Source organism: Pseudomonas sp. BLCC-B112, assembly GCF_028550695.1.
GTDB classification, from domain to species: domain Bacteria; phylum Pseudomonadota; class Gammaproteobacteria; order Pseudomonadales; family Pseudomonadaceae; genus Aquipseudomonas; species Aquipseudomonas danubii.
The window spans coordinates 1-12,832 of the sequence record NZ_JAQQGK010000012.1; the positions used below are offsets into that span (position 1 = coordinate 1).

11 protein-coding genes and 4 tRNA genes are annotated in these 12,832 nt (G+C 61.1%); 13 read left to right on the plus strand and 2 right to left on the minus strand.

All coding sequences use genetic code 11. The features are described from left to right. From PQT43_RS26625 to PQT43_RS26665, 9 genes are all read left to right on the plus strand, one after another. A tRNA-Ala gene (locus PQT43_RS26625) sits at window positions 1-76 on the plus strand. A gap of 79 nt (window positions 77-155) precedes the next feature. Continuing rightward, window positions 156-231: transfer RNA gene (locus PQT43_RS26630), tRNA-Glu, on the plus strand. 52 nt (window positions 232-283) lie between these two features. Beyond that, window positions 284-359 (plus strand) — tRNA-Ala (locus PQT43_RS26635). 78 nt (window positions 360-437) lie between these two features. Then, window positions 438-513 (plus strand) — tRNA-Glu (locus PQT43_RS26640). Between the two features lie 183 nt (window positions 514-696). After that, window positions 697-1,236, plus strand: a complete 540-nt coding sequence (locus PQT43_RS26645) for a TetR/AcrR family transcriptional regulator (protein ID WP_102882513.1) — start codon at window positions 697-699, stop codon at window positions 1,234-1,236. A 29-nt stretch (window positions 1,237-1,265) separates the two neighbouring features. Further along, on the plus strand, window positions 1,266-2,099 hold the full coding sequence (locus tag PQT43_RS26650) for an alpha/beta fold hydrolase (RefSeq protein ID WP_267269689.1): 834 nt from the start codon (window positions 1,266-1,268) through the stop codon (window positions 2,097-2,099). 47 nt (window positions 2,100-2,146) lie between these two features. Next, the gene (locus PQT43_RS26655; protein ID WP_267269690.1) at window positions 2,147-2,581 is read left to right on the plus strand and encodes an acyl-CoA thioesterase; all 435 of its coding nucleotides are present in this window, start codon (window positions 2,147-2,149) and stop codon (window positions 2,579-2,581) included. 185 nt (window positions 2,582-2,766) lie between these two features. Further along, on the plus strand, window positions 2,767-3,726 hold the full coding sequence (locus tag PQT43_RS26660; RefSeq protein WP_102863678.1) for a tRNA dihydrouridine synthase: 960 nt from the start codon (window positions 2,767-2,769) through the stop codon (window positions 3,724-3,726). A gap of 114 nt (window positions 3,727-3,840) precedes the next feature. Next, the gene (locus tag PQT43_RS26665) at window positions 3,841-4,287 is read left to right on the plus strand and encodes an Hsp20 family protein (protein WP_102882511.1); all 447 of its coding nucleotides are present in this window, start codon (window positions 3,841-3,843) and stop codon (window positions 4,285-4,287) included. Between the two features lie 49 nt (window positions 4,288-4,336). Here the strand turns inward: PQT43_RS26665 and PQT43_RS26670 are convergent, their stop codons facing one another. Beyond that, complete coding sequence (locus PQT43_RS26670; protein ID WP_102882510.1) at window positions 4,337-7,615, minus strand: EAL domain-containing protein; 3,279 nt, start codon at window positions 7,613-7,615, stop codon at window positions 4,337-4,339. Window positions 7,616-7,699: 84 nt separating this feature from the next. Continuing rightward, entirely contained in the window at window positions 7,700-8,590 is an 891-nt protein-coding gene (locus PQT43_RS26675; protein ID WP_272755055.1) for a LysR family transcriptional regulator, read from the minus strand. A gap of 153 nt (window positions 8,591-8,743) precedes the next feature. Between PQT43_RS26675 and leuC the strand changes: the two genes are divergently transcribed. From leuC to leuB, 4 genes are all read left to right on the plus strand, one after another. Next, on the plus strand, window positions 8,744-10,162 hold the full coding sequence (gene leuC, locus PQT43_RS26680; protein WP_102882509.1) for a 3-isopropylmalate dehydratase large subunit: 1,419 nt from the start codon (window positions 8,744-8,746) through the stop codon (window positions 10,160-10,162). A gap of 10 nt (window positions 10,163-10,172) precedes the next feature. Further along, the gene (gene leuD, locus PQT43_RS26685) at window positions 10,173-10,817 is read left to right on the plus strand and encodes a 3-isopropylmalate dehydratase small subunit (RefSeq protein WP_102882508.1); all 645 of its coding nucleotides are present in this window, start codon (window positions 10,173-10,175) and stop codon (window positions 10,815-10,817) included. 85 nt (window positions 10,818-10,902) lie between these two features. Then, entirely contained in the window at window positions 10,903-11,667 is a 765-nt protein-coding gene (locus tag PQT43_RS26690) for a class I SAM-dependent methyltransferase (RefSeq protein ID WP_253084543.1), read from the plus strand. A 51-nt stretch (window positions 11,668-11,718) separates the two neighbouring features. After that, the gene (gene leuB, locus PQT43_RS26695) at window positions 11,719-12,801 is read left to right on the plus strand and encodes a 3-isopropylmalate dehydrogenase (protein WP_272755057.1); all 1,083 of its coding nucleotides are present in this window, start codon (window positions 11,719-11,721) and stop codon (window positions 12,799-12,801) included. Window positions 12,802-12,832: the final 31 nt, after the last annotated feature.

The following is a 12,832-nucleotide window of genomic DNA, read 5'->3' on the forward strand; positions in this document are numbered from 1 at the left end:
GGGGCTATAGCTCAGCTGGGAGAGCGCTTGCATGGCATGCAAGAGGTCGACGGTTCGATCCCGTCTAGCTCCACCAATTTACAGTTCAAGGCCTGGCCACGCCGGCCTTGAAGCGATCAGTACTCAGCACTGATCAGTTGTATAGAAGGGTTTGCGTCCCCTTCGTCTAGTGGCCTAGGACACCGCCCTTTCACGGCGGTAACAGGGGTTCGAGTCCCCTAGGGGACGCCAGTTTTACACAAGTGATGTTGCAAGATATCGCTGCGCCGCGAGGCGAAAATCCGGGGCTATAGCTCAGCTGGGAGAGCGCTTGCATGGCATGCAAGAGGTCGACGGTTCGATCCCGTCTAGCTCCACCAATTTACAGTTCAAGGCCTGGCCACACGGGTCTTGAATCGATCAGAACTCAGCACTGATCAACTGTTAGAAGGGTATGTGTCCCCTTCGTCTAGTGGCCTAGGACACCGCCCTTTCACGGCGGTAACAGGGGTTCGAGTCCCCTAGGGGACGCCACGTTTACCCGCTATGCGGGATTTTTAAGGGTCATTCAATTATTGAATGGCCCTTTTGTTTTTCTGGCGTCCGGCCAACTTTTACCCTCTTCCTCAGCCTGCACTTCTGACCGGCGGTCACACTGACGACTTGCGGAAAATTATTATGAGAATAATATTTTGTCCGTAATATTCGGAGGCAACGATGAACGATAAAAAAGCTCAAACCCGCGAACGTATTCTCCAGGCTGCCAGTTCGGCGCTGATCCAGCGAGGCCCGGCCGAACCGAGTGTGGGTGAGGTGATGGGGGCTGCCGGGCTGACGGTGGGTGGCTTCTATGCGCACTTCGAGAGCAAGGATGCGCTGATGCTTGAGGCGTTCACCCAACTGCTCGCCCACCGACGTGGCTTGCTCGACGAGATGGACGCAGGCTTGAGTGGTGAGGAGCGAAGGGCGCTGACGGCAGCGTTCTATCTGTCGCGCAAGCACCGCGACTCCACTGAGCAGGCCTGTCCGATTCCGGCATCGGTGGGTGAGCTGGGGCGGCTTCCAGAGAGTTTTCGCAAGGCTTTGAACGAGCATATGGAGCTGATGGTCGCGCAGTTGGCCGCAAGCCCCGAGGACACGGACAAGGCGTTGGCGGATATGGCGTTGATGGTTGGTGGGCTGTCCCTGGCGCGAGCTCTGGGGCCGGGTGAATTGTCCGATCGTCTACTGCGTGCCGCCAAGTCGGCGGTTCTATGACCTGAAGTTTGGTTGCGAGGTGTTGGGCGATGAGCGGATTGAGCTGGATTCGTGGTGTCAATGGCACTCTGGGCTGGGTGGCTCCTCAGTGGGCGGCGAATCGGATGCGCCAGTTGTTCATGACTCCCCGTGAGCTGCCGCCCCGAGAGTGGGAGCTGCCCCTGCTGGAGCGTGCTGAGCGTCTGACCTTGCGCTTTGGCCTCTCTGCCTTGCGTTGGGGGCAGGGGCCGACAGTGTTGCTGATGCATGGCTGGGAAGGGCGACCCACTCAATTTGCCAGCCTGATCGAGGCGCTGGTGGCGGCTGGCTATACCGCAGTGGCGCTGGACGGTCCCGCCCACGGCCGCTCTCCAGGGGAGGAGGCCAATGTGGTGCTCTTTGCCCGGGCGATGTTGGAGGCAGCAGCGGAATTGCCCCCCTTGCGCGCAGTGATTGGTCACTCCATGGGCGGTGCCAGCGCCATGCTCGCTGTGCAGTTGGGACTGCGCACCGAAACCCTGGTCAGTATCGCCGCGCCGGCTCGGATTCTTGGCGTGTTGCGAGGTTTTGCCCGCTACATGCACTTGCCGCCCAGGGCGCGCTCGGCCTTTATCCGTCAAGTGGAGAAGGATGTAGGGATGCGTGCCGCGACTCTGGACGTGGCTCAGTATCAGTTGGAGATGCCTGGCCTGATCATTCATGCCGAAGATGATCGATTTGTACCGGTCAAGGAGTCGGAGTTGATCCACCAGGCCTGGTTCGACAGTCGCTTGCTGCGCTTGAGTGAAGGAGGTCATCAGCGAGTGTTGGCCGATCCCCGAGTGATCGACGCTGTGATCACTCTGGTCACCGGACGCCATCTGCCGGCGCGCCAATCTGCCTGAGCATCCGCTACACTGCCCCGGTCAAAAAATCTGACCGGGAGTTGGGCATGAGTTGGGATCTGGCAACGCCATTCGTTATCGATCTGCAGGTGGTGGCCGAGGATATCGATGGCTTGGGGCACGCCAATAATGCGGTCTACGTGACCTGGCTGGAGCGTTGCGCCTGGCGTCACTCGCAACGTCTGGGGCTGGATCTGGCCGAGTATCGTCGCCTGGATCGGGCGATGGCCGTGGTGCGGCACGAGATCGACTATCTGACCGCGGCTTATGAAGGCGATGAGCTGCAACTGGCCACCTGGATCGTCGATTGGGATCAGCGCCTGAAGATGACTCGACGTTTCCAGCTGGTCCGTCCGAGCGATGGCAGTACCTTGTTGCGGGCCCAGACCACTTTTGTCTGCATCGAGCTGTCCAGCGGCAAGCCCAAGCGTATGCCCGCCGAATTCCTTGAGGGCTACGGCCCAGCCCTGCTGGGCTCGTGATCACCTTGGCTCCTGTGGATGCCGTCTTGCCAGCGAAGGCGTGTTCAAGGGTGCTATCAGGCCCGAGAGCCCATTTGTCGCTAAGCGCAACGCCGCTCGGCCGTTCCTACAAAATTCCTGTTATCGGGTGAAACCCAGTAAACTGGCGGACGTTTTTTCGCCTGATTTTTCGTTGAGTGTGTTTCATGCAAATTGCCTTGGCGCCCATGGAGGGGTTGGTCGACAACATCCTGCGGGATGTGTTGACTCGTGTTGGCGGGATCGACTGGTGTGTCACCGAGTTCATTCGCGTCAATGACCGTCTACTGACGCCTGCCTATTTCCACAAGCTCGCTCCCGAGTTGCTGCAAGGCGCGCACACCGCTGCCGGCGTGCCATTGCGCGTGCAGTTGCTGGGGTCCGATCCGGTGTGCCTGGCTGAAAATGCCGCGCTGGCCTGCGAGCTTGGCAGCGAGGTGATCGACCTGAATTTTGGCTGTCCAGCCAAGACCGTCAACAAGTCCCGGGGTGGGGCGGTGCTGCTTAAGGAGCCCGAACTGCTGAATCAGATTGTCGAGCATGTGCGGCGAGCGGTGCCTGCGCATATCCCGGTCACGGCAAAAATGCGCCTGGGCTTCGATAGTCCGGACGGTTCGCTGGTGTGCGCTACGGCGCTGGCCGAGGGTGGCGCGGAACATATCGTGGTTCACGCACGGACCAAGGTCGATGGCTACAAGCCGCCCGCTCATTGGGAGTGGATTCCTCGGGTGCAGGATGTGGTCAAGGTGCCGGTGTTCGCTAACGGCGATATCTGGAGCGTCGAGGATTGGCGGCGCTGTCGGGAGATCAGTGGCGTGGAGGACATCATGCTCGGTCGTGGGCTGGTCTCGCGTCCGGACCTGGCCCGGCAGATCGCCGCCGCTCGCGCAGGGGAGGAGGTGGTGGAAATGTCCTGGGCCGATCTGCAGCCCATGCTTCAGGACTTCTGGGCCCAGGTGGTGGTGCAACTGACCCCCCGTTCAGCCCCGGGGCGTTTGAAGCAATGGCTGGCCATGCTGACCCGCAACTATCCGGAGGCGGTTGAGCTGTTTACCGCTCTGCGTCGGGAAACCGATCTGGATCAGGTGGGGCGGCTGCTGGGCATGCCCCGCAGCGAAGCGGCGTAAAAAATTCAAAAAAAGCCTCTTGAAATGTCAGGAGCGGTCCCTATCTCTTGGGTACGCGACGCCGAATTCGGGTCGCGGAGATAACCACTCGCTGAAAAATCAGGAGATAGACCCATGAGTACTGCATTTTCCCTGGCTCCACTGTTCCGTTCCTCTGTTGGCTTCGACCGTTTCAACGACCTGTTTGAATCGGCATTGCGCAACGAACCGAGCAGCAGCTATCCACCCTACAACGTTGAAAAACACGCCGACGACCAATACCGCATCGTTATCGCCGCTGCCGGCTTCCAGGATGAAGATCTGGAACTGCAAGTGGAGAAAGGTGTGTTGACCGTGAGCGGTGGCAAGCGCGACGCCAATGAAAGTGTCACCTACCTGCACCAGGGCATTGCCCAGCGTGCATTCAAGCTGTCCTTCCGCCTGGCCGACCATATCGAGGTCAAGGCCGCGGCCCTGAGCAACGGTCTGCTGAACATTGACCTGCTGCGGGTTGTACCGGAAGAGGCGAAGCCAAAGCGCATCCCGATCAACGGTGCGCAGCAGCCGGCTCTGCAACACTAAGACCGCTGTAAAAAAAAGGGCGCCCTGGTGGCGCCCTTTTTCGTGCCTGTCATTTCAGCAGCTTCTTGAATTCGCTCAGGGGTAGCGGCTGGCTGTGCAGGTAGCCCTGGTACAGATGGCATTCCAGCCCCTGGAGGAATTCCAGTTGCTGTGGGGTTTCCACGCCTTCGGCGATGACCTTCAGGTTCAGGCTGCGGGCCATGGCGACGATGGCCCGGATGATTTCCGCATCGTTGGGGTCGTGGGTGGCATCGCGGACAAATGACTGGTCTATCTTCAGGGTGTCCACCGGCAGGCGTTTTAGGTACGTCAGGGAGGAGTAGCCGGTGCCGAAGTCGTCCATGGCAAAACTGACCCCAAGTTTTTTCAGTCGACGCATCTTGTTGATGGTGTCATCCAGGTTCTGGATCACGATGCCTTCGGTGATCTCCAGCTTCAGCAATGATGAGGGCAGGGCATAGGCAGTCAGGCTGTGTTCGATTCGTTCGACGAAGTCGTTCTGGCGAAATTGCCGAGGGCTGATGTTGACGCATAGGCTGAAGTGGTGCGGGTCCACCAGGCCTTGCTCGATCAGTTGGCTGAAGGCCAGGCAGGCTTCATCGAGAATCCAGGTGCCCACTTCAAGGATCAGTCCGCTGTCCTCCAGCACCTTGATGAACTCTGTCGGTGATTGCGCCCCCAGCTCCGGGTGCTGCCAACGCACCAGGGCCTCGGCGCCGACGATGCGGTTGTCGCGGGCATCCACCTGTGGCTGGTAGTGCACGCTGAATTCGCCGCGGGACAGGGCCAGGCGCAGGTCGGTTTCCATGCGCAGGCGTTCGCTGGCGGCCTTCTGCATGGTGTTGTGGTACATCTGCGTGGTGTTGCGCCCGGAGTCCTTGGCGCGGTAAAGGGCAATGTCGGCGCGCTTGAGCAGGTCGGTGGGGGTCGAGCCGTGATCGGGAATCAGCGCCACGCCGATGCTGGGGGTGACCTGCAGGCGCTGGCCGTCGAGGAACATCGGTTCCGAGAGCAGCTCGCGCAGGGTCCCGGCCAGTTGCCGCACTTGCTCGCTGACCTCATTGCGCGAGCCTTCCAGGCCGCTGAGCAGCACCACGAATTCATCGCCGCCCAGGCGCGCGACGGTGTCCTCCATGCGCACGCTGGCTTCCAGTCTGGCGGTGATGATCTTCAGTACGGTATCGCCCACCGGGTGCCCCAGGGAGTCGTTGATGTGCTTGAAGTGGTCCAGGTCGAGGAACAGCAGGGCGCCACGCAGGTTGTGGCGCTTGAGCAGAGCGATCTGCTGGCTCAGGCGGTCCATCAGCAGGGCGCGGTTGGGCAGGTTGGTCAAGGGATCGTGGTAGGCCAGGTGGCGGATCTGCGCCTGGGCATTCTTCAGCAGGCTGACATCCCGGGCCGTCAGCAGCAGGCACGGTGTTTCATTGAGGATGATCGGCTCCACCGAGACCTCTAGGGTGAGGATTTCCCCGCGCTTGTTACGCCCGAGCATTTCCAGGTGATGCACCCGGCCCTTGAGCCTGAGCTCCGCCAGCAGTGTGGCGAGCTGGGCTTCTTCGGCCCAGATGCCGACCTGGTACATGGTGCGGCCGAGCACTTCATCGGTGCGGTAGCCGGTCAGGCGGCAGAAGCCGTCGTTGACCTCCAGGTAGCGGCCGGTGTCGCGCTCGGTGATGGTGATGGCGTCAGGACTGGAGTGGAAGGCCTTGGCGAATTTCTCTTCGCTGGCCTTGAGCGCGGCCTCGGAACGCTGTTGCTGGGTGATATCCCGCAGCGTGGTGACGATGCACGGCTGCTTGTCGACGGTGATCAGGCGGCTGGAAATGATGCAGGTCAGTGCCTGGCCGTTCTTGTGGTTGACCACCACTGCCACGTTGTTCAGCGCCTGTTCGCGAATCACCTGTTCGATCCGCCGCAGACGCGGGGCGGGATCTGCCCAGAAGCCGATCTGCTCGGCGCTGCGGTTGATCACATCTTCCGGGGTCCAGCCGAAGGTCTGGGTGAAGCTTGAATTGATCTCGATGAACTGACCGGTTTCCAGCAGGGTCAGGCAGATGGGGTCCGGGCTGACCTGGAACAGGCTGGCGAACTTCTCTTCCGAAGTGATCAGGCGCTGTTCGCGTTCCACCTGTTCGGTGATGTCCAGCAGCGTTCCGGCCATGCGCAGTGGATTGCCCTGCTCGTCGCGATAGAGGCGAGCGCGGCTTTCCAGGTAACGCGAGCTGCCGTCCGCCAGTTGCACCCGGTAAGTCAGCTGGTAGTTGCCCGCCGGGCCTTCTCGCAGGCTGCGATAGGCATCGCGCATGCTGTCGCGTTCTTCAGTGGGGACGCCCTCGAAGAAGGCCTCGAAGGATTCATGGAAGGGCGCTGGCTCCAGGCCGTGCAATTGTGCGGCCCGGGCCGATCCATAGAGCATGCCGCTGGGAATGTGCCAATCCCAGGTGCCCAGTTGCGCCGAATCCAGGGCCAGGTCGAGGCGTTCCTGGCTGTCTTTGAGGGCTTGTTCGGCTCTTTTGCGTTCGCTGGTATCGAGAAAGGTGCTGAGCAGGTAGGGCTTGCCTTCCAGTTCGATTTTCTGCGCGCTGAGAATGCCGTCGTGGATCTGGCCGTTGCTGGCGCGGAACTGGACTTCGAGGCTGGCGGCCTGGCCCTTTTTCTGCACGGCCTTGATCAGTTGGGCGCGCTGTTCGGGATTAACCCACAGGCCGATCTCCAGGGTAGTGCGGCCTATCACATGTTCGGCGGGCCAGCCGAACTGGCTTTCGAAGTATTGGTTGGCCTCGCTGATCAGGCCATCTTCCAGGCGGGTCAGCAGCACCATGTTGGGGCACAGGTGAAACAGGGTGGCGAAACGTTTTTCCGAGCTGCTGAGGGCTTCCTCCCGCTGGCGTTGGTGGGTGATCTCGCGGATCACCCCGATCATTCGGGGCTTGCCATGCTTGTCCGGTAGCACGCTGCCGTTGATCTCCAGCCAGTGCAGGCTGCCATCGGGCCAGCGAATGCGATGGTGCATCGCGTGTTCCAGGGGCGCTCCCGCCAGCACCGAATGAAAAGCCCGCACGGTTCTGGCCCGGTCTTCAATGGGGAGCAGATCGAGGTATTCGAGGTTTTCCGGCAGGGGTTGGCGTGGATCGAAGCCAAACAGTGCCTGGGTGCCCCGGGACCAGCTGATCTGCCCGCTTTCAATATCCCAATACCAGGCTCCCAGCCGCGCGCCATTGAGAGCGGCGAGCAACTGCGGTGCGCTTTCCCAGCTTTGTTCCGACTCCCTGGGGTCGACAGCATGGATACGCGGCATGGGTGGAATACGGTCAGCGGGTTTTGGCATGGGTGTCAGGCCTTGAGCTGAGTCATTCGTTTGGCGCGGGATACTCATGACAGTTCGGCTTGGCACGGGCAATACCCGGAAGAGCTATGCCGGGTTCCCTGGCCAATCGACTTGTGCATTCAGTAAGGCCATGAAGGCCCGCGCAGCATTCGACAGCGTCCGTTCGGTATGCAGGATATAGCCTAGCTGGCGTCGCAGTTGTATGCCCGGTAAAGGAATGCGCGCCACTTGATCGTCGAGCATGGTGCGGGGCAGGACGCTCCAGGCCAGACCGATGGAAACCATCATCTTTATAGTTTCCAAATAGTTAGTGCTCATAGCGATGTTCGGCGTCAGGCCTTGGGCCTCGAACAAGCGTTGGACAATATGGTGGGTAAAGGTGTTGCCGCCGGGAAAAACTGCCGGATGCAGGGCAATATCCGCCAGGCTGACCTGGCCGTTGCTGACCAGCGGATGTTCCGGGGCGGCGACAAAGTCCAGCGGGTCGTCCCAGACCGCGGTGGCCTTGATCAGGCTGTGGGGCTCGGGTGCCAAGGTGATCACCGCCAGTTCGGCGCGGCCGTGGAGGATTTCCTCGTAGGCCACCTCGGAATCGAGGAATTGGATGTCCAGCGCCACTTGCGGGTAGCGCCGGGTAAAGGCCCGCAGCAGCGGCGGCAGGCGGTGCAGGCCGATGTGATGGCTGGTGGCCAGGGTCAGGCGGCCGCTGACTTCCCCGGTGAGGTTGGTCAGGGCGCGACGGGTGTCGTCCAGCACGTTGATGATCTGATACGCCCGGGGCAGCAGAGCGCGTCCGGCCTCGGTCAGGCCGACCTCGCGGCCCAGGCGGTCGAACAGGCGCACATTGAGCTGCTGCTCCAGGCCGGCGATACGTTTGCTGATAGCGGGCTGGGTCAGGTGCAGGCGTTCACCGGCGCCGGAAAAGCTGCCGGTCTCGGCGATGGCTATAAAAGCATTGAGGTTGGCCAGGTCCATGGTTGTATTCCAGTTGGTTATCCAAAGCATGAAAAATATGAATTTGAGTTATTTAATCTAACGCCATAGCATCAGCCTCACAAGCCAAGGGGTTATTGATCGGCCGACGGTCAGGGCCCGGGGCATAGAAACAAGCTGATGAGGAATGGTCCGATGGCCGGCAAGACGCTCTACGACAAGCTCTGGGATTCGCATTTGGTCAAGCAGCGCGACGATGGTTCGGCGCTGATCTATATCGATCGTCACATCATCCATGAAGTGACCTCGCCGCAAGCGTTCGAAGGCCTGCGTCTGGCCGGACGCAAGCCTTGGCGCATCGATGCCAACATCGCCACCCCGGACCACAACGTACCGACTACGCCTGAGCGCAAGGGCGGGATCGAAGCGATTGCCGATCAGGTCTCCCGGCTGCAGGTGCAGACCCTCGATGACAACTGTGACGAATACGGCATCGTCGAATTCAAGATGAACGATGTGCGTCAGGGCATCGTCCACGTGATCGGTCCGGAACAGGGCGCCACCTTGCCGGGCATGACCGTGGTCTGCGGTGACTCCCACACCTCCACCCATGGCGCCTTTGGTGCCCTGGCCCATGGCATCGGCACTTCCGAGGTGGAGCATGTGCTCGCCACCCAGTGTCTGGTGGCCAAGAAGATGAAGAACATGCTGGTGCGCGTGGAAGGCACCTTGCCCTTTGGCGTGACCGCCAAGGACATCGTCCTCGCAGTGATCGGCAAGATCGGCACCGCCGGTGGCAACGGCCACGCCATCGAGTTCGCCGGCAGCGCGATTCGCGACCTTTCCGTTGAAGGCCGCATGACCATCTGCAACATGTCCATCGAAGCCGGTGCCCGTGTCGGACTGGTGGCGGCGGACGAAAAGACCGTGGCTTATGTCAAGGGTCGTCCGTTTGCACCCAAGGGCGCCGAATGGGACTTGGCGGTCGAGGCCTGGAAAGACCTGGTGTCCGATGCCGATGCCCAGTTCGACACCGTGGTCGAGCTCGACGCCGCGCAAATCAAGCCGCAAGTCAGCTGGGGCACTTCGCCGGAAATGGTTTTGGCCGTGGATCAACGCGTGCCGGACCCGGCCAAGGAAATGGACCTGGTCAAGCGTGACTCCATCGTCCGAGCCTTGAAGTACATGGGTTTGAGCGCCAACCAGGCAATCACCGACATTCAATTGGATCGCGTGTTCATCGGTTCCTGCACCAACTCGCGGATCGAAGACTTGCGTGCCGCGGCGGTGATCGCCAAGGGCCGTAAAGTGGCCTCCACCATCAAGCAGGCGATCGTGGTTCCGGGTTCGGGGCTGGTGAAGGCCCAGGCCGAGTCGGAAGGCCTGGACCAGATCTTCCTCGAAGCCGGCTTCGAATGGCGTGAGCCGGGCTGCTCGATGTGCCTGGCGATGAACCCGGATCGCCTGGAGTCCGGTGAGCATTGCGCGTCGACGTCGAACCGCAACTTCGAAGGGCGCCAGGGTGCTGGTGGGCGTACCCATCTGGTCAGCCCGGCCATGGCCGCCGCCGCCGCTGTCAGCGGTCGTTTCGTCGACGTCCGTGAATTGATCTAAGGAGCGCAGCATGAAAGCTTTCACCCAGCACAATGGTTTGGTCGCGCCTTTGGATCGTGCCAACGTCGACACCGACCAGATCATCCCCAAGCAGTTCCTCAAGTCGATCAAGCGCACCGGCTTCGGTCCGAACCTGTTCGATGAGTGGCGCTACCTCGACGTGGGCCAGCCCTACCAGGACAACTCCAAGCGTCCGTTGAACAAGGATTTCGTCCTTAACGCCGAGCGTTACCAAGGGGCCAGCGTGTTGCTGGCGCGGGAGAACTTCGGCTGCGGCTCGAGTCGTGAGCACGCGCCCTGGGCCCTGGAAGAGTACGGTTTCCGCAGCATCATCGCGCCAAGCTATGCCGACATCTTCTTCAACAACAGCTTCAAGAACGGTTTGTTGCCGATCATCTTGAGCGATGCTGAAGTCGACGAGCTGTTCCAGCAGGTCGAAGCCACGCCGGGTTACCAGTTGCACATCGACCTTGAGGCGCAGACCGTGACCCGTCCCGACGGCAAGGTGTTGAAGTTCGAGATTGATGCCTTCCGCAAGCATTGCCTGCTCAACGGTCTGGACGACATCGGCCTGACCTTGCAGGACGCTGACGCCATTGCCGCCTTTGAGGCCAAGCATCGGGCCAGCCAGCCCTGGTTGTTCCGCGACGCCTGAACGCCGGCAGCCGGCTCCTGCGGATTTGTGTTGCAGGAGCTGGCTGGCCAGCGAACGCCGTTCCCCTGATCAAAAGGACCACAGCATGACCAGCAACGCCCATAGCCAGGTGGTACAGAAGCAATTCGGTGAACAGGCCTCGGCCTACCTGAGCAGTGCCGTACACGCTCAAGGCGCCGAATTCGCGCTGCTACAAGCCGAAGTGGCGGGCCAGGGTGCTGCCCGGGTCCTGGACCTGGGCTGTGGCGCCGGTCATGTCAGCTTCCACGTTGCGCCGCTGGTCAAGGAAGTGGTGGCTTACGACCTCTCCCAGCAGATGCTGGATGTAGTGTCGGGAGCCGCGCAGGAGCGTAATCTGCATAACGTCCGCACCGTTAAGGGCGCGGCCGAGCGCTTGCCGTTCGCCGACGGCGAGTTCGACTTCGTCTTCAGTCGCTACTCGGCTCACCATTGGAGCGACTTGGGCCTGGCCTTGAGAGAAGTACGCCGGGTGCTGAAGCCGGGTGGCGTGGCGGCGTTCATTGATGTCTTGTCGCCGGGCAGTCCACTGCTGGACACTTACCTGCAAAGCGTCGAAGTGCTGCGTGACACCAGTCATGTTCGTGACTATTCGGCTGGGGAGTGGCTGCGCCAGGTCAGCGAGGCGGGGTTGCATACCCGCAGTACCGCTCGTCAGCGCCTGCGCCTGGAGTACAACTCCTGGGTCGAGCGCATGCGTACGCCCCAGGTGCTGCGGGCGGCAATTCGCGAGCTGCAGCAGGCAATGGGCAATGAAGTGCGCGAATATTTTGAGATTGAGGCCGATGGTTCGTTCAGTACAGATGTACTGGTGCTGTGGGCCGAGCGATAGAACTTTTCCGGGCGCGCCTGCGGGTGCGCCGACAGAGCAAATGAGGAACGCATGAGCAAGCAGATTCTGATTCTCCCAGGTGACGGTATTGGTCCGGAAATCATGGCCGAGGCGGTCAAGGTGCTGGAGTTGGCCAATGACAAGTACAGCCTGGGCTTCGAGCTGAGCCACGACGTCATCGGTGGTGCTGCCATCGACAAGCACGGTGTGCCCCTGGCCGATGAGACCCTGGATCGTGCTCGTGCCGCCGATGCTGTGCTGCTGGGTGCTGTGGGTGGTCCGAAGTGGGACAAGATCGAGCGTGATACCCGTCCTGAGCGCGGCTTGCTGAAGATTCGTGCGCAGTTGGGTCTGTTCGGCAACCTGCGCCCGGCGATCCTCTATCCGCAACTGGCCGATGCCTCGAGCCTGAAGCCGGAAATTGTCTCGGGCCTCGATATCCTCATCGTGCGCGAGTTGACCGGCGGCATCTACTTCGGCGCGCCTCGCGGCACCCGTGAGCTGGAAAATGGCGAGCGCCAGTCCTACGACACCCTGCCGTACAGCGAAAGTGAAATCCGTCGTATCGCCCGGGTCGGCTTTGACATGGCGCGGGTGCGTGGCAAGAAGCTCTGCTCGGTGGACAAGGCCAACGTTCTGGCCTCCAGCCAGCTGTGGCGTGAAGTGGTCGAACAAGTGGCTCTGGACTACCCGGATGTCGAGTTGAGCCACATGTATGTGGACAACGCCGCCATGCAACTGGTGCGTGCGCCGAAGCAGTTCGACGTGATCGTCACCGACAACATGTTCGGCGACATTCTCTCCGATGAGGCTTCGATGCTCACCGGTTCCATCGGCATGCTGCCGTCGGCTTCCCTGGATGCCAACAACAAGGGCATGTACGAGCCTTGCCACGGTTCGGCGCCGGACATCGCCGACCAGGGTGTTGCCAACCCGCTGGCGACCATCCTCTCGGTGTCGATGATGCTGCGTTACAGCTTCAACCTGAATGACGCGGCAGATGCCATCGAGCAAGCGGTGAGCCGAGTGCTGGATCAGGGTTTGCGCACCGGTGACATCTGGTCGGCCGGTTGCACCAAAGTCGGTACGCAGGAAATGGGCGATGCAGTAGTCGCCGCGCTGCGGAATCTGTAATCTTTCGGGCCCACCGCACAGACGGTGGCCC

Excerpts from the sequence above, each read along its gene's own strand:
- PQT43_RS26645 (WP_102882513.1), top strand. The coding sequence starts at position 697 with ATGAACGATAAAAAAGCTCAAACCCGCGAACGTATTCTCCAGGCTGCC.
- PQT43_RS26650 (WP_267269689.1), top strand. The coding sequence starts at position 1,266 with ATGAGCGGATTGAGCTGGATTCGTGGTGTCAATGGCACTCTGGGCTGG.
- PQT43_RS26655 (WP_267269690.1), top strand. The coding sequence starts at position 2,147 with ATGAGTTGGGATCTGGCAACGCCATTCGTTATCGATCTGCAGGTGGTG.
- PQT43_RS26660 (WP_102863678.1), top strand. The coding sequence starts at position 2,767 with ATGCAAATTGCCTTGGCGCCCATGGAGGGGTTGGTCGACAACATCCTG.
- PQT43_RS26665 (WP_102882511.1), top strand. The coding sequence starts at position 3,841 with ATGAGTACTGCATTTTCCCTGGCTCCACTGTTCCGTTCCTCTGTTGGC.
- PQT43_RS26670 (WP_102882510.1), bottom strand. The coding sequence starts at position 7,615 with ATGCCAAAACCCGCTGACCGTATTCCACCCATGCCGCGTATCCATGCT.
- PQT43_RS26675 (WP_272755055.1), bottom strand. The coding sequence starts at position 8,590 with ATGGACCTGGCCAACCTCAATGCTTTTATAGCCATCGCCGAGACCGGC.
- leuC (WP_102882509.1), top strand. The coding sequence starts at position 8,744 with ATGGCCGGCAAGACGCTCTACGACAAGCTCTGGGATTCGCATTTGGTC.
- leuD (WP_102882508.1), top strand. The coding sequence starts at position 10,173 with ATGAAAGCTTTCACCCAGCACAATGGTTTGGTCGCGCCTTTGGATCGT.
- PQT43_RS26690 (WP_253084543.1), top strand. The coding sequence starts at position 10,903 with ATGACCAGCAACGCCCATAGCCAGGTGGTACAGAAGCAATTCGGTGAA.
- leuB (WP_272755057.1), top strand. The coding sequence starts at position 11,719 with ATGAGCAAGCAGATTCTGATTCTCCCAGGTGACGGTATTGGTCCGGAA.